Below are 22,900 nucleotides of genomic sequence, written 5' to 3'. Positions count from 1 at the left end.
TCCATGAAGCACCTGCAGGTTGCAGTTGGCATCATTCGCAATGCCAGTAAACAAATTTTCCTTGCCCAGCGCGCGGCGACCTCTTACATGGCGAACAAGTGGGAGTTTCCTGGCGGTAAGATTGAAGCGGGCGAAAGCGCCGAACAGGGATTGATAAGGGAACTTCAGGAAGAGACCGGGATTGAGGTCACCGAGGCACGCCCGATTGGTCATGCAGACCACAGCTATGACGATCTGCGCGTGACGTTGCATTTCTTTCTGGTTGAAGGGTGGAAAGGAGAGCCGTGGGGCAAAGAGGGTCAGCCGCAGCGTTGGGTTGATCAGCATGCGTTGGTCGCGGAGGAGTTTCCGCCCGCGAATCATCAGCTGATTGCGCGTCTGATCGCCGGCGAACTCTGAGCGGATGGGGCAGCGCGCCCCATCCGGTTCGGCTATCAGCGATCTTCTTCACTCCAGTTGTCACTGTCGTTCATATCGTCGCGGCTGGGAATGCGTTTCTCTTCTGCGGCCCACTCACCTAAATCAATGAGCTGGCAGCGCTTACTGCAAAAGGGGCGCCACGGGCTGAGTTCATCCCAGATCACATCTTTGCCGCACTGCGGACAGGCAACGGTCATCACTTCTTGCTGCATTTTTACCTCTAACAACAGGCCAGTTGAAAATTAAGGCGGGCCGGAACTTCACCACGCTCATTATCAAGCGGCATAAAACGAATGGCGTAGCGGCTTTTATGTCCGGACACCTGTGGATAGAGCGCATCCTCCAGCGACAACTGCAGTCGCAATAGATCGGCGCCTTCGGCATTATCCTGATAAAAACCATTAAGGCTGGTCTGCACATGAAACGCGCCGGACTGGCGGATCAGATCCAGTATCATCGCCAGCGCATGATGCAGTGGCTCCAGCGTCAGCATCCAGGCTTCGACCTGCGCATCGCGTGCTTCCTGCGGCAGATGGAGCCAGATGTGCAAACCTGGCAAATCAAAGCTGCAGCATCCTCCAGGGATGCTCAGACGCTGCCGCACCAGGGCAATCAGACGGTCCTCGCGGAGTTGCTGGCCCATACGTGGGGCATTCATCAACTGCGTTGACTGAATTTTGAGTTTATCGCGCAGGGCATTAACCAGCGTCATATCAACACCTGGCACATCAGCCCATGCACGTAACTTTTGCTGCTGACGCTCCAGCTCTTTTAACAATTCAGTACGCATATCGCCCCGCTCAAAAATGTCGAGCAGCTCGCTAATCAGGCGAAAAAAGGTCAGCGCATTAACGGTTTTATCCAGTGGGACAATTTCATCTAACTGATTGATTAAAAACTCAACCCGTAACCAGGTTCGCATTTTTTCATTCAGTGGGTGTTCAAACAGAACGGGTGTGCTCATGGTATTAATCCTGTTTCGTTGCCGCCAGCCTGAGATAGCGCTGATGGAGTTCGGCAACCTGCGGCAAGGCGTCGTCGGGCTCGCCACTGTTATCAATAATGTCATCGGCACAGGCGAGGCGCTGCTGGCGCGTCGCCTGTGCGGCAAGAATGCGTTTCGCCTGCGCGTCGGAAAGATGATCACGCTGCCGGGTGCGCGCTAACTGCGTTGCCTCATCAACATCCACCACCAGTACCCGATCAGCCTGGTGCTGTAACTGATTTTCCACCAGTAGCGGCACCACCCAGAGCACATAAGGTGTGGTGGCTTCGGCGATCAATTTACGCGTCCGGGCATTAATCAGTGGATGCAGCAGCGCGTTTAACCAGCTTTTCTCTTCCGGCTGCTGAAAAATAATGTCGCGAAGCCGGCTACGATCAAGCTTCCCCTCATCAGTCACTATCGACGAGCCATAGCGCGCCTGAATGGCCTGCAAAGCGGGTGTGCCGGGTTCGACAACTTCACGTGCTATCAGGTCAGCATCAATAATTTCCACGCCAGACGCTGCGAATGCCTGGGCAATCGTACTTTTACCACTGCCGATCCCCCCTGTAAGCGCGACGATATAGGGCATGTTTCTCACCTGACTTCTCTTTTCGACAGGGCTTCAGGGTAATGATCTGTATAAAAAACGCAAAAATGCGCGTCAGATCACACCGATAAACCACAATTAAATTTAACGGATTGTAGCGTAAATAAAGTGAAATTCGCAGTCTTGTCGCGCAGCGAGAGGCGCGTATCATAACGTCACTGGAGCTGTGCTTACTTCGTGAACGACGATTCATTGCCACTTACCAGGACACTGTTTATGCGTATTGAAGAAGATTTAAAACTGGGCTTTAAAGATGTCTTAATCCGCCCCAAACGCTCCACGCTGCAAAGTCGCTCACAGGTTGAGCTGGAACGCAGCTTTACCTTCAGACATTCGGGCCTGAGCTGGAGCGGCGTACCGATTATCGCCGCCAACATGGATACCGTCGGCACATTTTCAATGGCTGAGGCGCTGGCCAGCTTCAATATCCTTACAGCAGTCCATAAGCATTACATCGTAGATGAGTGGCGCGCGTTTATTCAGCGCGTCCCCGCGACGGTATTGAAACATGTGATGGTTTCAACCGGCACCTCGGAGGCCGATCTCAATAAACTGGTCGCGATTATGGCGCTGTCAGACGATCTGCAGTTTATCTGCATCGACGTGGCCAACGGTTACTCTCAGCATTTTGTTGATTTTCTGCAGCGCGCCCGTGAAACCTTCCCGGCTAAAACCATCTGTGCCGGTAACGTGGTAACGGGCGAAATGGTGGAAGAGCTGATTCTCTCTGGCGCGGATATCGTTAAAGTCGGCATTGGCCCGGGTTCGGTCTGTACAACCCGGGTGAAAACCGGCGTGGGCTATCCGCAGCTTTCCGCTGTCATTGAATGTGCCGATGCGGCGCATGGCTTAAGCGGACAGATTGTCAGTGATGGCGGCTGTTCAGTGCCTGGCGATATTGCGAAAGCGTTTGGCGGCGGTGCCGACTTCGTGATGCTGGGTGGTATGCTGGCGGCACATGATGAGTGTGAAGGGCAGGTGGTCGAAGAGAATGGCGAAAGCTTTATGCTGTTTTACGGCATGAGTTCCGAATCGGCGATGAAGCGTCACGTTGGCGGTGTGGCGCAATATCGCGCAGCAGAAGGTAAAACGGTGAAGCTGCCATTGCGTGGCCCGGTAGCTGACACCGCGCGCGATATTCTGGGTGGACTGCGTTCCGCCTGCACCTACGTGGGCGCGGAGCGGCTGAAAGAGCTGACCAAGCGCACCACCTTTATCCGGGTTAATGAACAGGAAAACCGCGTTTTCAACCGATAGTCATCCGGGGCGCAGCCTGCGCCCCTTAATGCATCGCATCACCCAGCCCGAACACTGGCAGATACATCGCAATCACCAGCGTGCCGACAATGCCGCCAATCACCACCATCATCATCGGTTCCAGCGAAGCAGCCAGTGTGTCAGCGCGCTCACGGGTTTCTGCCTCATGCCATTCCGCCAGACGAGCCAGCATTAAATCCAGCGCGCCCGCCTCTTCGCCGACGCGAACCAGCTGACCGCATAATGGTGTGAACAGCGGATGATACATCAGCGCCTGATGCAGAGGATTCCCCTGAGCAATGTGCTGCTGCAGTCCGGCCATTGCTTCCCGCCATAGCAATGATGAGAGCGTCACTTCAACGGCAGCCAGTCCCTGTAGCAAAGTTAACCCGGCGCGCTGTGTCAGATTCAGAATGGTGTAGATCTGCATCAGCTGCGTGCCACGCCATAACCCGGAAAGCAGCGGGATGCGCAGGAAAATCGCCTGCTCACGGCGCTGCCAGCCCGCAGAGCGTCGTCGTAACTGATGCCAGGCTGCCAGCATCAGCGATACGCTGATGGCTAACACCGCTCCCCACTCCTGAAGCGCGGCAGATAACTGCATTACCGCTGCCGTAAAGGCGGGCAGAGGGGCATCAAAGGAGTCATAGACGGCAACGAACTCTGGCAGAACGAACAGCAGCATGCCGCAGGTGACCGCAATCGCCACCAGCAGAATGAACAGAGGATAACGCAGCGCCTTCGTCACCTGATGCCATAACTGCTGTTGCCGGATCTGCTGCCGGGCCAGCTCACTGCAACAGGTATCCAGCTGACCGGTCAGTTCGCCCACCTCCATCAGGGCCGGATAGAGTGCCGGAAAAATCTGCGGCCATTCACGTAAAGCCTGAGAAAAAGGGGCACCGCTGAGTACCCGATGATGCAGGGCGAGCATCAGAGCACGCCAGCCTGCATGCGGATGGCCCTCAGCCAGCAAAGCCAGACTCTCTGCCAGCGGCAGTCCCGCTTTGAGCAGGGTTGCCAGCTGACGAATCAGATCGGTTTTGTGCTGCCACTTCCACTCCCTCTGACGCCACACTTTTTCTCGCTTCCAGCTCACCGGCAGAAGATCGCGCTGCGCCAGCATCAGCAGCAGGTTATCACTGTCGATAGCCAGTAGCTGGCCACTGACTAACTGGCCCTGGCTATCGACCGCCTGCCAGCGAAATAAAGACGCATCAGCCATCGTCCAGCCCAATCACCCGTTGCATCTCTTCCAGCGAGGTATCGCCCCGGCTTACTGCCTCCAGGCCGGACACCAGTAGGGTGCGTAATCCCTGCTGTTTCGCCAGGCTGAGCAGATTCTCCAGCGGCATTTCGGCGGCGATCGCATTTTGCAGCCTGGCATTGATCGGCAGCAGTTCAAACAGCGCCAGCCGGCCAAAATAGCCGGAAAAACAGTGGTCGCAGCCGGGTGCCCGCCAGGTTTGCAAGGTACCGGGCCAGAGTTCCGCAGGATAGTGCGCCACCGCCTGAGCGGGCTGACGGCAGTGGGGACAGAGGCGTCGAACCAGGCGCTGAGCAACAATCAGTTTCAGCGCCGACCCCAGAAGATAACCGGGAATACCCATCTGTCGTAGCCGGGTCAGGGTCTCGGCGGTGGAGTTGGTGTGCAGCGTCGACAGCACCAGATGCCCGGTCTGTGCCGCTTTAACCGCAATCTCCGCCGTTTCAGCATCGCGGATCTCCCCAACCATGATTACATCCGGATCCTGTCTCAGCAGCGCCCGCAGCACGCGGTTAAAATCGAGGCCGTTTTTAGCATGGATCTGCGTCTGGTTAATGCCGGGCAGGGGGATCTCAATCGGATCTTCAACGCTGCACAGATTTTTTTCCGGCGTATTCAGGGCACTGAGTCCGCTATAGAGCGTAAACGTCTTGCCGCTGCCGGTAGGCCCGGTGACCAGAATCAGCCCCTGCGGCTGCGCCAGCGCGGCGCAGAACAGGCGCAACTGCGCGGCGGGTAAGCCGAGCTTATCCAGCGACAGCGCCGCGCTTTCACTCTGCAACAGCCGGACCACCGCTTTCTCACCACCGTAGATGGGTAAGGTCGCCAGGCGAAAAGAGGCGGGTTTACCGGCGATCTCCAGACTGAACTGACCATCCTGCGGTAACCGGCGTTCGGCGATATCCAGTCCGCCGAGGATCTTCAGTCGCGCCAGCAGAGCAGCAGGCTGGGTGACGGGCAGGGAAGATAGAGGGTGCAATACGCCATCGATACGCAAACGCACCCGCAGGCCATCACGGCCGGGTTCGATATGGACATCAGAGGCGCGACGCTCCAGCGCCTGACGCAGGATCAGCTGTGTCGCTTCGATCGCTGATTCTGTGGGCGCCTCTTCGCGCGCCACCAGCGGTGTGTCAGCGTGCTGAAGCTGGTCGAGCCGGGCCTGCGGCCAGCATTCAATTTCAATCTGACACTGGCTGGCAAAATGGAGGGCTTCAGCCAGCCCTGGCGGCACGCTCTCCGCGACGGCAACACGCAGCTGGCTGGCATCATGGTGCAAAACCAGGGCACGATAGCGCTGACATAATGCCGCGATCGCCTCATCAGGCTTGCTCATCGCTGGCTCCTTTATCCGCAAAGCGGAACTGCTGCAGGCAATTGTCACGCAGGCTATTGTTGCTGCTGGTACAGCTGCGTTGCCAGCTGATGCCGCCCTCGGTGCTGTCCCAGAGAGGCAGCATTTCAACGCTCAGCCCATTCAGGCTCTCCTGGCCGGTCAGCGTAATGACCCCGTTGGTCACGCTCAGTGCTGAGACATAGCGCGATCCCCTGGCAGCAGGAATACCCGCTTCTCCGGCCTGGCACTGCGTCGGGCCGCCGCGCTCCATGGCGCAAAGCTCAACAGCGGTTTTATAGGGCACCATGGTTTGCAGCATGTCAGTAAGGGCAGCACGTTGCAGATAATTTTGATAAGCGGGCAGGCCGATGGCACTTAAGATTGCCACAATACCCACCACAATCATCAGTTCAACCAGCGTAAATCCACGTTGATAATTCATCACATCGTCTCCGTATTAAGAAGGCGACAGGTTAAAAAGCGGCGGCAGTAAAAGACAGGCAGAGATGGGCAAACTGGAAAGCGTGATGTGAACAGATTCCGGACTTACAGCGCAGTCGAAACTGCGCCGGAAGCAGGGTCGCAAAATCGCCGTGTTGAGTGACGGCGAGGCAGGCTATTTTTGTTTAAAGCGCATCGAGAGATCCAGCGCCCGCACATGTTTGGTCAGCGCGCCAACCGAAACATAGTCCACGCCGGTCAGGGCGATCTGTGGCAGGGTAGTTTCGGTGACGTTACCGGAGACCTCCAGCAACGCCCGACCCTGATTAAGTTCGACGGCGGCACGCATCGCTTCCAGGCTGAAGTTATCCAGCATCACGATATCGGCTTCCGCTTCCAGCGCCTGACGTAACTCCTCCAGCGATTCCACCTCAACTTCAACCGGCACATCGGGCTGCAACCATTGCGCTCTTTCCACTGCCTGCCGAATCGAACCGCTGGCAATAATATGGTTCTCTTTGATGAGATAAGCGTCAGAGAGGCCCAGCCGATGGTTGCTGCCACCGCCGCACAACACGGCATATTTCAGCGCAGTCCGCAGTCCGGGCAGGGTTTTACGCGTGTCCAGCAGTTGCGTCTGGCTTCCCGCCAGCAGCGCGACATAGCGGCTGACTTCGGTAGCAACGCCTGAGAGCGTCTGCACAAAATTAAGCGCCGTTCGCTCGGCGGTCAGCAGCAGCCGGGCAGGCCCCTCGATTTCAAACAGCAGCTGGTCAGCCTCGATCTGATCACCATCTTCGACATGCCAGATCAGGGTCGCGTGCGAGCCGAGCTGAATGAACACCTCTTCAACCCAGCGTTTACCACAGAAAACACCGGCTTCGCGGGTGATGACCTGCGCATCGGCCTGGGTATCGGCGGGTAACAGCTGCGCGGTGATATCGCGGTCAGCGTCGATCTCGCCCCCAAGATCCTCTTTTAACGCCAGCGCAACGCTATCCGGAATGTCACTTTCAATGCGTTTAATCAGCGCCTGACGACGGCTGTCGGGATCATAACCACGGGATGACATAGGCGTTTTACTCCAGAAAGGGAAATGACAGAGGCGGTCACAATAGCCTGAACCGCCATTCGGTTCCAGCAACTGATAGCATTTTGTTTAGTATCCTTAACACGCAGTGCGTGAATGTCATCAGACCGGCACACTAAGAAGCAAGAATCCTTTATTATTCATGCTATTCTCAGCCAGGTGAAATAAGGAAAACCGCTATGAAAATCAAACAGGGCTGGCTGACCCGCGTGCGTCATGTGCCGTCGCCGCATTGCAACGAACGCCCTGATAATGAGGCACCTTCACTGCTGGTGATCCACAATATCAGCCTGCCACCCGGTGAATTTGGCGGGCCTTGGATCGATAAACTGTTCACCGGCACCTTACCGCCCGATGCCCATCCCTATTTTGCGGATATCGCCGCGCTGAAAGTGGCGGCACACTGCCTGATTCGCCGTGACGGGGAGATCGTGCAGTATGTCCCCTTTGATAAACGCGCCTGGCATGCAGGCATTTCGCAGTTCGAAGGACGTGAGAACTGCAACGACTTCTCCATAGGCATCGAACTGGAAGGGACAGACAGTGAGCCTTATAGCGAGGCGCAATATCGGGCCTTGCAGCAGGTGACGCAATTACTGCTGCAACACTACCCGTTAACGCCGGCACGTATCACGGGGCACAGTGACATCGCACCGGTACGCAAAACCGATCCCGGACCTGCTTTTGACTGGGACTACTACAAACAGCTGTTAACGCAGCAAAAATCCTGATTTTTGCGGAGTCAGTATGACGTTGTTTACCTTGTTGTTGGTTTTAGGCTGGGAGCGCCTGTTTAAACTGGGCGAGCACTGGCAGCTCGAACACCGGCTGGAGCCGATCTTTCGCCAGCGCCACCATTTCTCAATGATGCGCACCCTGCTGATGACCGTGCTGGCGATGGCGCTGACCGCGCTGGTGATCTGGAGTCTGAAAGGGCTGCTGTTTGGCGTGCTGCAACTGCTCTTCTGGATTGTTGCCGGACTGCTCTGTATCGGTGCGGGGTCGGTGCGACAGCACTACCACAGCTACCTGAAAGCGGCCAGTCATGATGACGACGCTGCGCATCAGGCGATGGCGGCTGAACTGACGCTGATTCATGGCGTGCCGGTGGAATGCAGCGAGCGCGAGTTCCTGCGTGAGCTGCAGAATGCCCTGATCTGGATAAACTTCCGTTTCTACCTTGCGCCAATGTTCTGGCTGGTGGTAGGCGGTCCGTGGGGGCCGGTGCTGCTGGTGGGTTACGCTTTTCTGCGGGCCTGGCAAGGCTGGCTGGCAAAGCACGGAACACCGATGGCGCGTTCACAATCTGGCGTGGATGCCATTCTGCATCTTCTCGACTGGATCCCGGTGCGGCTGGCGGGTGTGGCTTACGCCCTGCTGGGTCATGGCGAAAAAGCGCTGCCCGCCTGGTTTGCTTCGCTGACCGATCGGCATCGTTCTCAGTATCAGGTGCTGACGACCCTGGCGCAGTTCTCACTGTCACGCGATCCGCACACCGATAAAGTCGAAACGCCACGGGTTGCCGTGGCGTTAGCGAAACGTACCTCACTGGTACTGGTTGTCGCTGTCGCGTTGCTGACGATTTACGGCACGCTGGTGTAATCGGCAGGCGGCACGCCGAAATCAGGCGTGCCATCTTCCCGCCAGCTGAAATATTTCAGTCGGGTATGGCGGTTCGGATCCCATAACGGATCGCCTTCAATTTCAGTGTAGTTACGCGCGTGGTATACCAGCACGTCGCGTCCCGCCTCATCCTGGGTAAAACTGTTGTGACCCGGCCCATACTGATGGTTGTCCCAGCTGGAGACAAATACCGGCCGTGCAGACTTTTGCCATGCGGCAACATCAAGCGGATCGGCATCAGCAGCAATCGACAGTATTCCCAGACAGTAATTCTCATCGGTGGCGCTGGCAGAGTAGGTCACAAACAGCCGATCCCCGTGACGGATAACCGCCGGTCCTTCATTAACGCTAAAGCCTGCGCACTCCCACTCATATTCTGGCCGGCTCAGCATCACCGGCGTGCCTTTCAGCGTCCAGGGATTAAGCAACTCAGCCAGATAGAGGTTAGAGTTGCCGGGAATCAATGGATCTTTCTGCGCCCAGAGATACCAGTTTTTACCCTGATGCACGAAGTGGGTGGCATCCAGTGAGAAGCTGTCGAACTGGCTGAACACCCGGCGGCAGGGCTGCCATTCCCCCTGCAGCGGATTTTCCGCCTCACACACCAGCGCATACATCCGGTGCTGAAACAGTCCCTCTTTGATTTCACGCGTCGGTGCTGCCGCGAAATAGATGACCCACTGTCCGTCAATGTAGTGCAGCTCAGGTGCCCAGATTAACTCGCTAAAGGGGCCGCTCTCGGGCTTGCGCCAGACGACTACCGGCTCGGCGCTGCGCAGGCCAGCCAGCGTCGTGGCGCGACGGATCTCCAGCCGGTCATACTCTGGCACCGATGCTACAAAGTAATAGAACTGTTCATGGCGCAGGATAAAGGGGTCGGCACGCTGCTCGATAAAAGGATTCGGCAAGATTGCGGTCATTTAACATCTCCGGTTGGCGTGACAACACCGTCGCGCAGGCGAACGGTGTGTAACTCATGGAAGTTTTCGCGGCGCAGCGCGAGATCCTGCTGGATGGTAATCATCATTTTGCGGTCGACCTTCATCAGTCGTACCACACCGGCGGTAATCAGATAGCCGACGCCAGGAATAATGGTGAACAGCAGCATGATGCCGTTAATCGCCTCAGGCGACTGCTGTTTAGCGCCCGCATTGTAGCCATAGATCGACAGCAGAAAGCCGACCATCGCACCGGCAACCGCCAGTCCCACCTTGAGGAAGAACAGGTTGCCGGAGAAGCTGATGCCGGTGATGCGTTTGCCGGTTTTCCATTCGCCGTAGTCATCCACATCGGCCATCAGTGACCAGTGCAGCGGAGAGGGGATCTGATGCAGGATATTCAGCACAAAGTAGGCGACCACGACCATCACGGTGGCATGGGGATCGATCCAGTAGAACCCGCTGGAGAAGAGTGCCAGCGCGATATTGGTCCAGAAGAAGACTTTGAGTTTGCACCAGCGATCGGTGAGCAGTTTCGCCAGCGTGCTGCCGACCATCATGCCAATCACACCCAGGCTGATAAACAGCGTGGCGAAATGCGTTGACTGGCCCATGACCCAGGTCACGTAATACATGGTGGCCGCCATGCGGATGAAGCCGGGACAGACGTTACAGAAGGTCAGCAGGAGAATGCGTACCCACTGGTCATTCTTCCAGACGTCACGCAGATCTTTTTTCAGGTCATCATTGCTCGGCACGGCAGGGCGGATACGTTCACGTACCGTGGCAAAGCAGAACAGAAACATCGCCAGGCCAATGGTTGCCAGTACCGCCATCGCCATCTGGTAGCCGCGCGCTTTGTCTTCGCCACCGAACCACTCTGCCATCGGCAGCAGGGACAGAGAGAGTATCAGCGTGGCGATGCCGACCATGACAAAGCGATAAGACTGGCAGGAGACGCGCTCACCGGGATCGTTGGTAATCACGCCGCCCAGAGAGCAGTAAGGAATGTTAATCGCCGTGTAGGTCAGTGACATCAGGAAGTAGGTGACGAAGGCCCAGATCACCTTGTTGTGATAGGTCCAGTCTGGCGTGGTGAACATCAATACGCTGAACACGACGTAAGGTACGGAAACCCACAGCAGCCAGGGACGAAAGCGACCCCAGCGACTCTGGGTGCGATCGGCGATCGCGCCCATAATCGGATCGGTTACCGCATCGAGCACTCTGACCGAGAGCAGCAGGGTTCCCACCAGCGCCGGGGCCAGGCCGAAAACGTCGGTATAGAAGTAGTTCAGGAACAGCATGATGGCACCGCCAATCATGTTGCATCCGGCATCGCCCATGCCATATCCCAGTTTTTCCCGAAACGGGAGGGCTGTACCTTTCATGGTTTTCTCCTGCGCATCCAGTGTGAACAGGAATTATTGGCAGGAAATCAGCGAGATGAACGGGAGTAATTCGTTATGAAGATGGACAAAACAGTTGCGGGGAGAGAAGTGTGAACTGGATCGGGGCAGTTGAGACGGGCAGGGAGGCGCGGATGACGTGCTGCAACCCCGCAGGAGGTCGCAGCACGTGGTAAAGCATCAGGCTTTCTGTGTCTGGTTCTTGATAAAGTAACCCACGCCCAGAATCACCAGCCAGACCGGAATCAGCCAGACAGAGATCGCCATGCCCGGCGTGGTCGCCATCAGTACCAGAATCGCCGCCAGGAAAATCAGGCAAATCCAGTTACCCGCCGGATAGAGCAGCGCTTTAAAGCGGGTGGTTACGCCCTGCTTATCTTTCTTACGACGGAACTTAAGGTGCGCCAGGCTGATCATCGCCCAGTTGATCACCAGCGCAGAGACGACCAGCGACATCAGCAGGCCAAACGCTTCACCCGGCATCAGATAGTTGATCAGCACACACAGCGCAGTGGCGACAGCAGAGACCAGAATCGTTAATACCGGCACACCGCGACGGTCGACCTTCAGCAGCGCTTTCGGCGCATTACCCTGCTGTGCCAGACCAAACAGCATACGGCTGTTACAGTAAACGCAGCTGTTATAGACCGACAGCGCCGCTGTCAGGATGACCACGTTGAGCGCATTCGCCACCATGGCATCGCCCAGCTCGTGGAAGATAAAGACAAACGGGCTGACTTCTGACGTGACACGCGTCCACGGCATCAGTGACAGCAGCACCGCCAGCGAACCAATGTAGAAAATCAGAATACGCCACAGCACCTGGTTGGTCGCTTTTGGAATGCTCACTTCCGGGTTATCCGCTTCAGCGGCGGTGATACCTACCAGCTCCAGACCACCAAACGAGAACATGATAATCGCCATGACCATCACCAGACCGCCGATGCCATGCGGGAAAAATCCGCCCTGTTCCCACAGGTTGCGCACGGTAGCCTGCGGACCCGCGTGTCCGCTGAACAGCAACCAGCCTCCGAACAGGATCATGCCAATCACCGCAACCACTTTAACGATGGCGAACCAGAACTCCATCTCACCAAACACTTTCACGTTGGTCAGGTTGATAGCATTAATCATCACGAAGAAGATGGCAGCCGAAGCCCAGGTCGGAAAGTCTGGCCACCAGAACTGGACATATTTGCCAACGGCGGTGAGTTCCGCCATGGCGACCAGCACATAGAGCACCCAGTAGTTCCAGCCCGAGGCGAAGCCTGCAAAGTTGCCCCAGTATTTATACGCGAAGTGGCTGAAGCTGCCGGCGACCGGCTCTTCCACGACCATTTCGCCTAACTGGCGCATGATTAAAAAGGCAATAAAACCGGCAATCGCATAGCCCAGAATTACGGCCGGTCCGGCGGATTCAATGACCGATGCACTGCCCAGAAACAGGCCGGTTCCCACTGCACCACCCAGCGCGATGAGCTGAATATGGCGGTTCTTGAGACCACGTTTCAGCGCTTCGCCTTGCTGTTGTTCCATACAAACCTCGTGATGTTTTTATTCTTCGTTCGCAGCGCAGGACGCTGTAATGAAGTAGTTACAATAACGTATTGATTATTTTACGGTATCTGGCGTGCTGAATAGTGCCATCTGCTACCCTGGCGACAAGAATAGTGATAAGCGAATCGCTTTGCACCTGCTTTCGCCTTTCGTGCTGAGAGTTGACTGAAAAAACGCCGTCCTGGTCACGTCTGCCCACAGCAACTTCTGCCATGAAATTCCGTTAATGACGAATAGCTTTCACTTATGTCTGCCGCTGCGCTAACGCGCTAAGCGGGTGTAAGGTTTGGTAAAAGTGAAATTATTTAACATTTGCGGTAACGCGAATTTTTCATTTTTTTAACCGCAAGTTAGCGCCAGCACAGGCTTTGCGGGCAGGTGAATGTCGCAGACACCATATAGACACAAGGTGAATACTTTGTTACTTTACCGGCACCTCTTTGCAATTGGTATTACCAATTTACTCCGGACGATTGGCTTAATAAGAAGGGACGATGGCTTACAGTAAGATTCGCCAACCTAAACTCTCCGACGCTATCGAGCAACAGCTCGAATCGCTGATTATGGAAGGGACCCTGCGTCCGGGAGAGAAGCTGCTGCCTGAGCGCGAACTCGCCAAACAATTCGATGTCTCACGTCCGTCTCTCCGCGAAGCGATCCAGCGCTTAGAAGCCAAAGGATTATTGCTGCGCCGACAGGGTGGCGGAACGTTCGTGCAGGAGAATCTCTGGCAAAGCTTAAGCGATCCACTCGTTGAGCTTCTCGCCGACCATCCGGAATCACAGTTTGATCTGCTGGAAACGCGCCATGCCTTAGAAGGCATCGCCGCCTATTACGCGGCGCTGCGCGGCACAGAGGAAGACCTGCTGCGCATTCGCGACTGCCATGTGAATATCCAGCAGGCGCAGGACAGCGGCGATTTAGACGCCGAAGCGGACGCAGTGATGCAGTATCAGATCGCTGTCACAGAAGCGGCCCATAATGTTGTGCTTTTACATTTGCTACGCTCAATGGGCCCTATGCTGGAACAAAACGTTCGCCAGAATTTCGAATTGCTCTACTCGCGCCGGGAAATGCTGGCAAAAGTGAGCGGTCACCGCGCCAGAATCTTTGAGGCGATTGTGGCTCGTGAGCCAGAAAAAGCGCGCGAGGCTTCACACCGTCACCTGGCGTTCATAGAGGAAATCTTGCTGGACAGAAGTCGGGAGCAGAGCCGTCGAGAACGCTCCCTGCGTCGTTTACAGCAACGTAAGGAATAACGTGCGACAAAGATCGTACTGACATCAGACGAGCCTGCCTGCATCTGCTTTAACAGGCTCCCGATTATTCAACGTATTAGACACAGATAAGGAACACACCCATGTCAGAACGTTTACACAATGACGTGGATCCGATTGAAACTCGTGACTGGCTACAGGCGATCGAATCGGTCATCCGTGAAGAAGGTGTTGAACGTGCACAGTATCTGATTGATCAGGTACTGGGTGCAGCCCGCAAAGGCGGCGTAAACGTGGCTGCAGGATCTTCTGCAATCAGCAACTACATCAACTCTATTGCCGTTGAAGATGAACCCGATTATCCGGGCAATACCTCTCTTGAACGTCGTATCCGTTCCGCAATTCGCTGGAACGCCATCATGTCGGTGCTGCGCGCATCGAAGAAAGATCTGGAACTCGGCGGCCACATGTCCTCCTTCCAGTCTTCTGCGACGATTTATGAAGTGTGCTTCAACCACTTCTTCCGCGCGCGCAGTGAGAAGGATGGCGGCGATCTGGTCTATTTCCAGGGCCACATCTCTCCCGGCATCTATGCCCGTGCGTTCCTTGAAGGTCGTCTGACCGAAGACCAGATGAATAACTTCCGTCAGGAAGTTGATGGTAAAGGCCTCTCTTCTTATCCGCACCCGAAATTAATGCCGGAATTCTGGCAGTTCCCGACCGTATCAATGGGTCTGGGTCCGCTGTCGGCTATCTACCAGGCGAAGTTCCTGAAGTATCTGGAACACCGTGGTCTGAAAGATACTTCTGCTCAGACCGTTTACGCCTTCCTGGGTGACGGTGAGATGGATGAGCCAGAATCTAAAGGCGCGATCACCATCGCGACCCGTGAAAAACTGGATAACCTGGTCTTCATCATCAACTGTAACCTGCAGCGTCTGGATGGTCCGGTTACCGGTAATGGCAAGATCATCAACGAGCTGGAAGGCATCTTTGCCGGCGCTGGCTGGGAAGTGATCAAGGTCATCTGGGGCGGTCGCTGGGATGAGCTGCTGCGCAAAGATACCAGCGGCAAGCTGATTCAGCTGATGAACGAAACCGTCGACGGCGATTACCAGACCTTCAAATCCCGTGATGGTGCCTATGTGCGTGAGCACTTCTTTGGTAAATATCCGGAAACCGCCGCGCTGGTTAAAGATCTGTCCGATGATGAAATCTGGGCATTGAACCGTGGCGGCCACGATCCGAAGAAAATCTACGCGGCACTGAAAAAAGCGCAGGACACCAAAGGCAAGCCAGTACTGATCCTGGCGCATACCATCAAAGGTTATGGTATGGGCGACACCGCGGAAGGCAAAAACATTGCCCACCAGGTGAAGAAGATGAACATGGATGGCGTGCGCTATATCCGTGATCGCTTCAACGTGCCAGTCGCAGATGACAAAATTGAATCCCTGCCGTACGTGACCTTTGAAAAGGGCTCTGAAGAGCACACGTATCTGCACGGTCAGCGTGAGAAGTTAGGCGGCTACCTGCCAACACGTCAGCCGAAGTTCACTGAAAAGCTGGAAATGCCAGCACTCGAAGAGTTCAGTGCGCTGCTGGATGAGCAGAACAAAGAGATCTCAACCACCATCGCCTTTGTGCGTGCCCTGAACGTGATGCTGAAGAACAAGTCGATCAAAGATCGCCTGGTTCCGATCCTCGCTGATGAAGCGCGTACCTTTGGTATGGAAGGTCTGTTCCGTCAGATTGGTATCTACAGCCCGAACGGTCAGCAGTACACCCCGCAGGACCGCGAGCAGGTTGCTTACTACAAAGAAGATGAGAAAGGCCAGATTCTGCAGGAAGGGATCAACGAGCTGGGCGCAGGTTCATCCTGGCTGGCTGCGGCGACCTCTTACAGCACCAACAACCTTCCGATGATCCCGTTCTACATCTATTACTCGATGTTCGGCTTCCAGCGTATCGGCGATCTGATGTGGCTGGCGGGCGACCAACAGGCGCGCGGCTTCCTGGTCGGCGGCACCTCAGGTCGTACTACCCTGAACGGCGAAGGTTTGCAGCATGAAGATGGTCACAGCCACATTCAGTCGCTGACTATCCCGAACTGTATCTCCTACGATCCTTCTTACGCCTATGAAGTCGCTGTCATCATGCATGACGGTCTGGTGCGTATGTATGGCGAAGCGCAGGAGAACGTTTACTACTACATCACCACGCTGAACGAAAACTACCATATGCCAGCAATGCCCGCTGGTGCAGAAGAGGGTATCCGTAAGGGTATCTACAAACTGGAAACGGTAGACGGCAGCAAAGGCAAAGTGCAGCTGCTGGGCTCAGGTTCTATCCTGCGTCATGTGCGTGAAGCTGCGCAGATCCTGGCGAAAGATTACGGTATCGGCTCTGATGTCTACAGCGTCACCTCGTTCACTGAACTGGCACGTGATGGCCAGGATTGTGAGCGCTGGAACATGCTGCATCCGACAGAAGAAGCGCGCGTACCTTACATCGCTCAGGTGATGAACGACGCACCTGCTGTCGCCTCAACCGACTACATGAAACTGTTCGCTGAGCAGGTTCGTAGCTATGTCCCGGCCAGCGATTATCGCGTGCTGGGTACCGATGGCTTTGGTCGCTCTGACAGCCGTGAGAACCTGCGTCATCACTTTGAAGTTGATGCATCTTATGTGGTGGTTGCCGCGCTGGGTGAGCTGGCTAAACGCGGCGAGATCGAGAAGAAAGTGGTGGCCGATGCGATCACCCGATTCAATATCGATGCCGATAAAGTTAACCCGCGTCTGGCTTAAGAGGTAATAGAGTAATGGCTATCGAAATTAAGGTACCGGATATCGGGTCTGACGAAGTTGAAGTCACCGAGATTCTGGTGAAAGTTGGCGACAAGGTGGAAGCCGAGCAGTCGCTGATCACCGTGGAAGGCGACAAAGCCTCAATGGAAGTGCCGTCGCCGCAGGCTGGCGTAGTGAAAGAGATCAAAATCTCTACCGGTGACAAAGTTGAAACCGGCTCACTGATCATGGTGTTTGATGCTGAAGGCGCTGCGGAAGCAGCACCTGCCGCCGCCGAAGAGAAAAAATCGGACGCGGCGCCAGCGCCAGCCGCTGCTGCGGCCACTGCCAGCAAAGAAGTGGCTGTGCCGGATATCGGCGGTGACGAAGTTGAAGTCACTGAGATCCTGGTTAAGGTTGGCGACAAAGTCGAAGCCGAGCAGTCACTGATTGTGGTGGAAGGCGATAAAGCGTCGATGGAAGTCCCGGCTCCGTTCGCGGGCGTGGTCAAAGAGATCACTATTTCCACCGGCGACAAGGTCAGCACCGGTTCAGCCATCATGGTCTTTGAAGCAGAAGGCGCAGCACCGGCCTCTGACGCGAAGCCAGAAGTGAAAGAAGAAGCGGCATCGGCACCTGCCGCGGCTGCAGGCGCAAAAGACGTTAACGTACCGGATATCGGCGGTGATGAAGTTGAAGTTACCGAGATCCTGGTCAAAGTTGGCGACAAAGTTGAAGCTGAGCAGTCACTGATTGTGGTTGAAGGCGACAAAGCCTCTATGGAAGTGCCTGCGCCGTTTGCAGGAACCGTCAAAGAGCTGAAAGTGGCGACCGGCGATAAAGTCAGCACCGGCTCACTGATCATGGTGTTCGAAGTCGAAGGTGCTGCTCCGGCTGCCCCTGCGGCCGCGAAACAGGAAGCCGCACCGGCTCCTGCTGCCAAATCTGACGCTAAAGCCGCGGCACCCGCTCCAGCTAAAGCGGAAAGCAAAGGTGAGTTCGCAGAGAACGACGCTTACGTTCACGCTACCCCGGTGATCCGTCGCCTGGCGCGCGAGTTCGGTGTTAACCTGGCGAAAGTCAAAGGCACCGGCCGTAAAGGTCGCATTCTGAAAGAAGACGTGCAGACTTACGTGAAAGAGGCCGTGAAACGCGCTGAAGCGGCACCAGCTGCAGCCAGCGGCGGCGGTCTGCCAGGCATGCTGCCATGGCCGAAAGTTGATTTCAGTAAATTTGGCGAAATCGAAGAAGTCGAACTGGGTCGTATCCAGAAAATTTCTGGCGCGAACCTGAGCCGTAACTGGGTAATGATCCCGCACGTTACGCATTTCGACAAAACCGATATCACCGATCTGGAAGCTTTCCGTAAGCAGCAGAATGCTGAAGCAGAGAAGCGTAAGCTGGATGTGAAGTACACCCCGGTGGTGTTCATCATGAAAGCGGTCGCGGCGGCGCTTGAGCAGATGCCACGCTTCAACAGCTCGCTGTCTGAAGATGCGCAGAAACTGACGCTGAAAAAATATATCAACATCGGTGTGGCGGTTGATACGCCAAATGGCCTGGTAGTTCCGGTCTTTAAAGACGTGAACAAGAAAGGCATCACCGAGCTGTCGCGTGAACTGATGGCGATTTCGAAGAAAGCGCGTGACGGTAAGCTGACAGCGGGCGACATGCAGGGCGGATGTTTCACCATCTCCAGCCTTGGCGGCCTGGGCACTACGCACTTCGCGCCGATCGTGAACGCGCCGGAAGTGGCTATCCTGGGTGTCTCTAAATCGGCGATGGAGCCGGTGTGGAACGGTAAAGAGTTTACTCCGCGTCTGATGATGCCGATTTCTCTCTCCTTCGACCACCGCGTAATCGACGGTGCTGATGGTGCACGATTCATCACCATCATCGGCAATATGTTGTCTGACATTCGTCGTTTAGTTATGTAAATGTAAAGAAGGCCGGCGGAAGCCGGCCTTCCTGTAACGATTCGTCGCGCCGCGGTTGGCAGTTTGTTAACAATTCTGTAAACTCTTGCGGTGAAAGTCCCGGTGGAACAAGGGCATTATAAGAAAGTCTGACCCGCCGGATATCAATTAAGAGGTCATGATGAGTACAGAGATTAAAACCCAGGTCGTAGTACTTGGGGCAGGTCCTGCAGGTTACTCTGCAGCCTTCCGTTGTGCGGATTTAGGTCTGGAAACCGTACTGGTAGAGCGTTACAGCACCCTGGGTGGTGTTTGTCTGAACGTCGGTTGTATCCCATCTAAAGCGCTGCTGCACGTTGCTAAAGTGATTGAAGAGGCGAAAGCCCTTGAAGAGCACGGCATTGTGTTTGGCCAGCCATCTACTGATATCAACAAGATTCGCAGCTGGAAAGAGAAGGTTATCAACCAGTTGACTGGCGGCCTGTCAGGAATGGCAAAAGGTCGTAAAGTCACCGTGGTTAACGGCCTCGGCAAATTCACCGGTGCTAACACCCTGGTGGTTGAAGGAGAAGGCGGCGCGACCACCATCAACTTCGATAATGCCATTATCGCTGCGGGTTCACGTCCAATCGAACTGCCATTCATTCCACATGAAGATCCACGCGTCTGGGACTCTACCGATGCGCTGGAACTGAAAGAAGTGCCGAAGCGCTTGCTGGTCATGGGCGGCGGCATCATCGGTCTGGAAATGGCGACGGTTTATCATGCGCTGGGTTCAGAGATTGATGTGGTTGAGATGTTCGACCAGGTTATCCCGGCTGCGGATAAAGACGTGGTGAAAGTCTTTACCAAGAAAATCAGCAAGAAATTTAACCTGATGCTGGAAACCAAAGTGACCGCCGTTGAAGCAAAAGACGATGGCATTTACGTTTCAATGGAAGGTAAAAAAGCACCAGGCGAAGCGCAGCGTTATGACGCGGTGCTGGTGGCCATCGGTCGTGTGCCGAACGGTAAAGGTCTGGATGCCGGTAAAGCGGGCGTGGAAGTGGACGATCGCGGCTTCATTCGCGTCGACAAGCAGATGCGCACCAACGTGCCACACATCTATGCTATCGGCGACATCGTCGGTCAGCCAATGCTGGCGCACAAAGGCGTGCACGAAGGCCACGTGGCGGCAGAAGTGATCTCCGGTCTGAAGCACTACTTCGATCCGAAAGTGATCCCTTCAATTGCCTATACTGAGCCAGAAGTTGCCTGGGTCGGTCTGACCGAGAAAGAAGCGAAAGAGAAGGGCATCAGCTACGAGACCTCCACCTTCCCGTGGGCAGCCTCAGGCCGTGCTATCGCTTCTGATTGTGCAGACGGTATGACCAAACTGATTTTCGACAAAGAGACGCACCGGATTATTGGTGGCGCGATTGTCGGTACTAACGGCGGCGAGCTGTTAGGCGAAATCGGTCTGGCGATTGAGATGGGTTGTGATGCGGAAGATATTGCGCTGACCATCCACGCTCACCCGACCCTGCATGAGTCAGTCGGTCTGGCGGCAGAAATCTTCGAAGGCAGCATCACCGATCTGCCTAACGCGAAAGCGAAGAAGAAATAACTTTCTGCTACTAAAGAAGAAAGCTCCCGTTATGGGGGCTTTTTTTTCGCCTGGAGTTTGGTGCTGTATGGCAAGAATCGATTTGGGTTAAGACTAAAGGTAACCCCAATAACCCTGAAAACGTTGCCTGTGAGAGTTATTAGAGTTATCGTGCTTTCATCAGGACGCGACAGGACACAGGATGGATAGCAGCACGTTAATTTCCGAAATGAAGGCTGATGGCTGGGTTCTGACAAGGATTAACGGTAGCCATCACCATTTCACACATCCGACAAAACCGGGGCTGGTTACAGTACCCCATCCTAAAAAAGACTTACCGATCGGTACGGTAAAGAGCATCAGGAAACAAGCGAGAATTTAATCCCGCTTGCCCGTAGAGGTATGAATATGTTTTATCCAATCGCGATTGAAGCGGGTGATCACGAACACGCATACGGCGTAATCGTTCCCGATTTACCAGGGTGTTTCTCTGCCGGGGATACTCTTGATGAAGCCATTAAAAACGCCAAAGAGGCTATCACAGGGCATATCGAATTATGTGTAGAGCTCGGTCATGAGATCCCTGCCGTGTCCACCATTGAGACTCTGGCCACGAATCCTGACTATCAGGGTTATATCTGGGCATTGGTTGATGTAGATGTCATTCGCTTGCTGGGCGGCTCTGAAAAAATCAATGTCACTTTACCCAGGTCGTTAATTGATCGGATTGATCGTTGTGTGGCTTCACACCCCGAATACAAAAGTCGCTCGGGCTTTCTGGCTCAGGTAGCGCTTGAGCGTATTACTGCTCCGATTAACAGGCCTCAAAAGTAAGTCTGAGTGATAGCTAAATTTATTGGTGGCAGAGGAATCAAAAGGCACCGTTTATGAGTTTTTACCCCTTAAGCCGTTGCTATGATCTTTCTCCCGTATGGTCAGGTTGATGTCTTTGATGATGCTTTTATCCAGATTGATAAAACCGGCGTAAGAATGCATATTCCGGTGAATCTGGATGGACTGCAGCTGATTCTCTTCCTGACTCTTACAAATCAGTGAGTTACTGATCTTTAAATACGTGAATTTAGTGGTGATTTTTTTATGAGGGTAAAATCATCATATTTTACAGCTACATACATTAAGAGTGTTCCCCGCGCTAGCGGGGATAAACCGCATTGATGATGGAGGTGGCCAGACATCTGGCCTGTAATCCCCTACGAATGTGAATATCAGAGTCAGGCCCGATGAAAAAAAAGAACAGCACTCCCACACCTCACGATGCCACTTTCCGCCAGTTTCTCTCACAGCCGGACATTGCCCGCGACTTCATGGAACTGCATCTGCCCGCCGAACTGCGCGCTATATGCGACCTCAGCACCCTGAAACTTGAATCCGGTTCGTTCGTTGAAGACGATCTTCGCCAGTATTTCAGCGATATCCTCTACAGCCTGAAGACCAGTAACGGGGATGGGTACATACACGTCCTGGTTGAGCATCAGTCTACGCCGGACAGGCATATGGCATTCAGGCTGATGCGATACGCTGTGGCGGCTATGCACCGCCACCTTGAAGCGGGCCATAAGCAGCTGCCGCTGGTTATACCGGTACTGTTCTATACCGGCAAACGCAGCCCTTATCCGTATTCAACACGCTGGCTCGACGAATTTGAAGACCCTTCGCTGGCGGAAAACCTCTATGGCAGCGCCTTTCCACTGGTGGATGTCACGGTGATCCCGGATGAGGAAATCATGGGGCACCGCAGCATGGCGGCGCTGACGCTGTTACAGAAGCACATTCATCAGCGTGACATCGCGACTCTCACCGATCGGCTGGCCACGTTACTGATGGCTGATTATCTTTCTTCACCCCAGGTAACAGCGCTGATACACTATTTACTGCAGGCAGGCGAGTCGGCTGACTCCGAAGCCTTCGTGCGCGAACTGGCACAGCGAGTGCCGCAACACGGAGACGCACTTATGACCATCGCACAGCAGCTGGAGCAGAAGGGCATCGAGAAAGGTATTCAGCTTGGTGAACAGCGTGGAATCGAGAAAGGCCGAAATGAAGGCAAACTCGAGGTTGCCCGCACTATGCTGCAGAACGGCATCGACCGTAACACCGTCATGAAAATGACCGGTCTCTCAGAAGATGATCTTTCACAGATTCGTCACTGATTTTGATGTCAGAAAACGGCTCGGCAACGTAAAGCCCTGCACTACAGGGCTTAACAAATTTAATGAAACGCAGGCGCTGCTCATCAGACAGTGCGCTGATGCAGTCTCCCGGGTTAACTGACTATAAGTACGAGCGTGCTTTTCTGCCATTCCCGAAACTCATCACAAAGCAATTCGACTGTTATGACAAAATTACCGGGTCTCCTGGCTGAAACATCAGGATAGGTGGCGCTCCTGGGAGGAAGCGAAGAGGGCTGCAGATCAGCAGGGCATAACCTTCCTGGATGCT

The 22,900-nt window shown here is 54.8% G+C and carries 21 protein-coding genes and 1 pseudogene; 12 read left to right on the top strand and 10 right to left on the bottom strand.

Annotation, left to right across the window (positions count from 1 at the left end; all coding sequences use genetic code 11):
* The first annotated feature begins 3 nt into the window (after positions 1-3).
* A complete protein-coding gene (gene mutT / locus GVJ63_RS07360) occupies positions 4-399 on the top strand; it encodes an 8-oxo-dGTP diphosphatase MutT (RefSeq protein WP_010253900.1) in 396 nt (131 codons plus the stop codon).
* A 35-nt stretch (positions 400-434) separates the two neighbouring features.
* On the opposite strand, the gene yacG is transcribed toward mutT, so the two are convergent.
* From yacG to coaE, 3 genes are read right to left on the bottom strand one after another with little or no spacing between them, the layout of a single operon-like run.
* Positions 435-632: a DNA gyrase inhibitor YacG gene (gene yacG, locus GVJ63_RS07355; protein WP_010253903.1), complete on the bottom strand. Its 198-nt coding sequence runs from the start codon at positions 630-632 to the stop codon at positions 435-437.
* An 8-nt stretch (positions 633-640) separates the two neighbouring features.
* Positions 641-1,384 carry a cell division protein ZapD gene (gene zapD, locus GVJ63_RS07350; RefSeq protein WP_033767916.1) on the bottom strand — a complete coding sequence of 248 codons (744 nt, stop codon included), beginning with the start codon at positions 1,382-1,384 and terminating at the stop codon, positions 641-643.
* 4 nt (positions 1,385-1,388) lie between these two features.
* Positions 1,389-1,997, bottom strand: a complete 609-nt coding sequence (gene coaE / locus GVJ63_RS07345) for a dephospho-CoA kinase (RefSeq protein ID WP_159226639.1) — start codon at positions 1,995-1,997, stop codon at positions 1,389-1,391.
* 234 nt (positions 1,998-2,231) lie between these two features.
* On the opposite strand from coaE, the gene GVJ63_RS07340 reads away from it, so the two are divergent.
* Positions 2,232-3,272: a GMP reductase gene (locus GVJ63_RS07340; protein ID WP_159226638.1), complete on the top strand. Its 1,041-nt coding sequence runs from the start codon at positions 2,232-2,234 to the stop codon at positions 3,270-3,272.
* A 25-nt stretch (positions 3,273-3,297) separates the two neighbouring features.
* Here GVJ63_RS07340 and hofC read toward each other — a convergent pair whose 3' ends face one another.
* The 4 genes from hofC to nadC form a co-directional block, all read right to left on the bottom strand.
* Positions 3,298-4,497: a protein transport protein HofC gene (gene hofC / locus GVJ63_RS07335; RefSeq protein WP_159226637.1), complete on the bottom strand. Its 1,200-nt coding sequence runs from the start codon at positions 4,495-4,497 to the stop codon at positions 3,298-3,300.
* Entirely contained in the window at positions 4,490-5,875 is a 1,386-nt protein-coding gene (gene gspE / locus GVJ63_RS07330; RefSeq protein ID WP_033770961.1) for a type II secretion system protein GspE, read from the bottom strand. The genes hofC and gspE overlap by 8 nt, the downstream gene beginning before the upstream one ends.
* Positions 5,862-6,317: a prepilin peptidase-dependent pilin gene (gene ppdD / locus GVJ63_RS07325; protein WP_010253922.1), complete on the bottom strand. Its 456-nt coding sequence runs from the start codon at positions 6,315-6,317 to the stop codon at positions 5,862-5,864. Before ppdD ends, gspE begins: the two co-directional genes overlap by 14 nt.
* 174 nt (positions 6,318-6,491) lie before the next feature.
* A complete protein-coding gene (gene nadC / locus GVJ63_RS07320; RefSeq protein WP_010671835.1) occupies positions 6,492-7,388 on the bottom strand; it encodes a carboxylating nicotinate-nucleotide diphosphorylase in 897 nt (298 codons plus the stop codon).
* A gap of 197 nt (positions 7,389-7,585) precedes the next feature.
* Between nadC and ampD the strand changes: the two genes are divergently transcribed.
* The gene (gene ampD, locus GVJ63_RS07315) at positions 7,586-8,137 is read left to right on the top strand and encodes a 1,6-anhydro-N-acetylmuramyl-L-alanine amidase AmpD (RefSeq protein ID WP_010671836.1); all 552 of its coding nucleotides are present in this window, start codon (positions 7,586-7,588) and stop codon (positions 8,135-8,137) included.
* Positions 8,138-8,153: 16 nt separating this feature from the next.
* Positions 8,154-9,008 carry a beta-lactamase regulator AmpE gene (gene ampE / locus GVJ63_RS07310; protein WP_031593556.1) on the top strand — a complete coding sequence of 285 codons (855 nt, stop codon included), beginning with the start codon at positions 8,154-8,156 and terminating at the stop codon, positions 9,006-9,008.
* On the opposite strand, the gene GVJ63_RS07305 is transcribed toward ampE, so the two are convergent.
* The 3 genes from GVJ63_RS07305 to aroP all read right to left on the bottom strand — a co-directional run bounded on the left by GVJ63_RS07305 (position 8,990) and on the right by aroP (position 12,912).
* Positions 8,990-9,949, bottom strand: coding sequence for a family 43 glycosylhydrolase (locus GVJ63_RS07305; protein ID WP_129062789.1), 960 nt, complete (start codon positions 9,947-9,949; stop codon positions 8,990-8,992). The two genes, ampE and GVJ63_RS07305, sit on opposite strands and share 19 nt — an antisense overlap.
* Positions 9,946-11,358 (bottom strand): glycoside-pentoside-hexuronide (GPH):cation symporter, encoded by a 1,413-nt coding sequence (locus tag GVJ63_RS07300; RefSeq protein ID WP_010671837.1) that lies wholly within the window; start codon positions 11,356-11,358, stop codon positions 9,946-9,948. Before GVJ63_RS07300 ends, GVJ63_RS07305 begins: the two co-directional genes overlap by 4 nt.
* Before the next feature lie 198 nt (positions 11,359-11,556).
* Positions 11,557-12,912: an aromatic amino acid transporter AroP gene (gene aroP / locus GVJ63_RS07295; protein ID WP_033756570.1), complete on the bottom strand. Its 1,356-nt coding sequence runs from the start codon at positions 12,910-12,912 to the stop codon at positions 11,557-11,559.
* Between the two features lie 515 nt (positions 12,913-13,427).
* Here aroP and pdhR point away from each other — a divergent pair.
* The 8 genes and pseudogenes from pdhR to GVJ63_RS07255 all read left to right on the top strand — a co-directional run bounded on the left by pdhR (position 13,428) and on the right by GVJ63_RS07255 (position 22,611).
* Entirely contained in the window at positions 13,428-14,192 is a 765-nt protein-coding gene (pdhR, locus tag GVJ63_RS07290; RefSeq protein WP_010253942.1) for a pyruvate dehydrogenase complex transcriptional repressor PdhR, read from the top strand.
* Positions 14,193-14,293: 101 nt separating this feature from the next.
* A complete protein-coding gene (gene aceE / locus GVJ63_RS07285; RefSeq protein ID WP_010253944.1) occupies positions 14,294-16,960 on the top strand; it encodes a pyruvate dehydrogenase (acetyl-transferring), homodimeric type in 2,667 nt (888 codons plus the stop codon).
* Positions 16,961-16,974: 14 nt separating this feature from the next.
* On the top strand, positions 16,975-18,876 hold the full coding sequence (aceF, locus tag GVJ63_RS07280) for a pyruvate dehydrogenase complex dihydrolipoyllysine-residue acetyltransferase (protein WP_159226636.1): 1,902 nt from the start codon (positions 16,975-16,977) through the stop codon (positions 18,874-18,876).
* 160 nt (positions 18,877-19,036) lie between these two features.
* Positions 19,037-20,461: a dihydrolipoyl dehydrogenase gene (lpdA, locus tag GVJ63_RS07275; RefSeq protein WP_010253950.1), complete on the top strand. Its 1,425-nt coding sequence runs from the start codon at positions 19,037-19,039 to the stop codon at positions 20,459-20,461.
* Between the two features lie 181 nt (positions 20,462-20,642).
* Positions 20,643-20,822 (top strand): type II toxin-antitoxin system HicA family toxin, encoded by a 180-nt coding sequence (locus GVJ63_RS07270; RefSeq protein ID WP_071941068.1) that lies wholly within the window; start codon positions 20,643-20,645, stop codon positions 20,820-20,822.
* Between the two features lie 26 nt (positions 20,823-20,848).
* Positions 20,849-21,274: a type II toxin-antitoxin system HicB family antitoxin gene (locus tag GVJ63_RS07265; protein ID WP_010253955.1), complete on the top strand. Its 426-nt coding sequence runs from the start codon at positions 20,849-20,851 to the stop codon at positions 21,272-21,274.
* 81 nt (positions 21,275-21,355) lie between these two features.
* Positions 21,356-21,445: pseudogene (locus tag GVJ63_RS22330) on the top strand (CRISPR-associated protein Cas1); the annotation flags it as partial.
* A 236-nt stretch (positions 21,446-21,681) separates the two neighbouring features.
* A complete protein-coding gene (locus GVJ63_RS07255; RefSeq protein ID WP_045140772.1) occupies positions 21,682-22,611 on the top strand; it encodes an Rpn family recombination-promoting nuclease/putative transposase in 930 nt (309 codons plus the stop codon).
* Positions 22,612-22,900 lie beyond the last annotated feature (289 nt).

The sequence above is a fragment of the Pantoea sp. 18059 genome, from assembly GCF_902706165.1.
GTDB classification, from domain to species: domain Bacteria; phylum Pseudomonadota; class Gammaproteobacteria; order Enterobacterales; family Enterobacteriaceae; genus Pantoea; species Pantoea agglomerans.
Note: the sequence above shows the minus strand (reverse complement) of the source record. Positions and strands in the feature narration are given on the sequence as shown.

Excerpts from the sequence above, each read along its gene's own strand:
- mutT (WP_010253900.1), top strand. The coding sequence starts at position 4 with ATGAAGCACCTGCAGGTTGCAGTTGGCATCATTCGCAATGCCAGTAAA.
- yacG (WP_010253903.1), bottom strand. The coding sequence starts at position 632 with ATGCAGCAAGAAGTGATGACCGTTGCCTGTCCGCAGTGCGGCAAAGAT.
- zapD (WP_033767916.1), bottom strand. The coding sequence starts at position 1,384 with ATGAGCACACCCGTTCTGTTTGAACACCCACTGAATGAAAAAATGCGA.
- coaE (WP_159226639.1), bottom strand. The coding sequence starts at position 1,997 with ATGCCCTATATCGTCGCGCTTACAGGGGGGATCGGCAGTGGTAAAAGT.
- GVJ63_RS07340 (WP_159226638.1), top strand. The coding sequence starts at position 2,232 with ATGCGTATTGAAGAAGATTTAAAACTGGGCTTTAAAGATGTCTTAATC.
- hofC (WP_159226637.1), bottom strand. The coding sequence starts at position 4,497 with ATGGCTGATGCGTCTTTATTTCGCTGGCAGGCGGTCGATAGCCAGGGC.
- gspE (WP_033770961.1), bottom strand. The coding sequence starts at position 5,875 with ATGAGCAAGCCTGATGAGGCGATCGCGGCATTATGTCAGCGCTATCGT.
- ppdD (WP_010253922.1), bottom strand. The coding sequence starts at position 6,317 with ATGAATTATCAACGTGGATTTACGCTGGTTGAACTGATGATTGTGGTG.
- nadC (WP_010671835.1), bottom strand. The coding sequence starts at position 7,388 with ATGTCATCCCGTGGTTATGATCCCGACAGCCGTCGTCAGGCGCTGATT.
- ampD (WP_010671836.1), top strand. The coding sequence starts at position 7,586 with ATGAAAATCAAACAGGGCTGGCTGACCCGCGTGCGTCATGTGCCGTCG.
- ampE (WP_031593556.1), top strand. The coding sequence starts at position 8,154 with ATGACGTTGTTTACCTTGTTGTTGGTTTTAGGCTGGGAGCGCCTGTTT.
- GVJ63_RS07305 (WP_129062789.1), bottom strand. The coding sequence starts at position 9,949 with ATGACCGCAATCTTGCCGAATCCTTTTATCGAGCAGCGTGCCGACCCC.
- GVJ63_RS07300 (WP_010671837.1), bottom strand. The coding sequence starts at position 11,358 with ATGAAAGGTACAGCCCTCCCGTTTCGGGAAAAACTGGGATATGGCATG.
- aroP (WP_033756570.1), bottom strand. The coding sequence starts at position 12,912 with ATGGAACAACAGCAAGGCGAAGCGCTGAAACGTGGTCTCAAGAACCGC.
- pdhR (WP_010253942.1), top strand. The coding sequence starts at position 13,428 with ATGGCTTACAGTAAGATTCGCCAACCTAAACTCTCCGACGCTATCGAG.
- aceE (WP_010253944.1), top strand. The coding sequence starts at position 14,294 with ATGTCAGAACGTTTACACAATGACGTGGATCCGATTGAAACTCGTGAC.
- aceF (WP_159226636.1), top strand. The coding sequence starts at position 16,975 with ATGGCTATCGAAATTAAGGTACCGGATATCGGGTCTGACGAAGTTGAA.
- lpdA (WP_010253950.1), top strand. The coding sequence starts at position 19,037 with ATGAGTACAGAGATTAAAACCCAGGTCGTAGTACTTGGGGCAGGTCCT.
- GVJ63_RS07270 (WP_071941068.1), top strand. The coding sequence starts at position 20,643 with ATGGATAGCAGCACGTTAATTTCCGAAATGAAGGCTGATGGCTGGGTT.
- GVJ63_RS07265 (WP_010253955.1), top strand. The coding sequence starts at position 20,849 with ATGTTTTATCCAATCGCGATTGAAGCGGGTGATCACGAACACGCATAC.
- GVJ63_RS07255 (WP_045140772.1), top strand. The coding sequence starts at position 21,682 with ATGAAAAAAAAGAACAGCACTCCCACACCTCACGATGCCACTTTCCGC.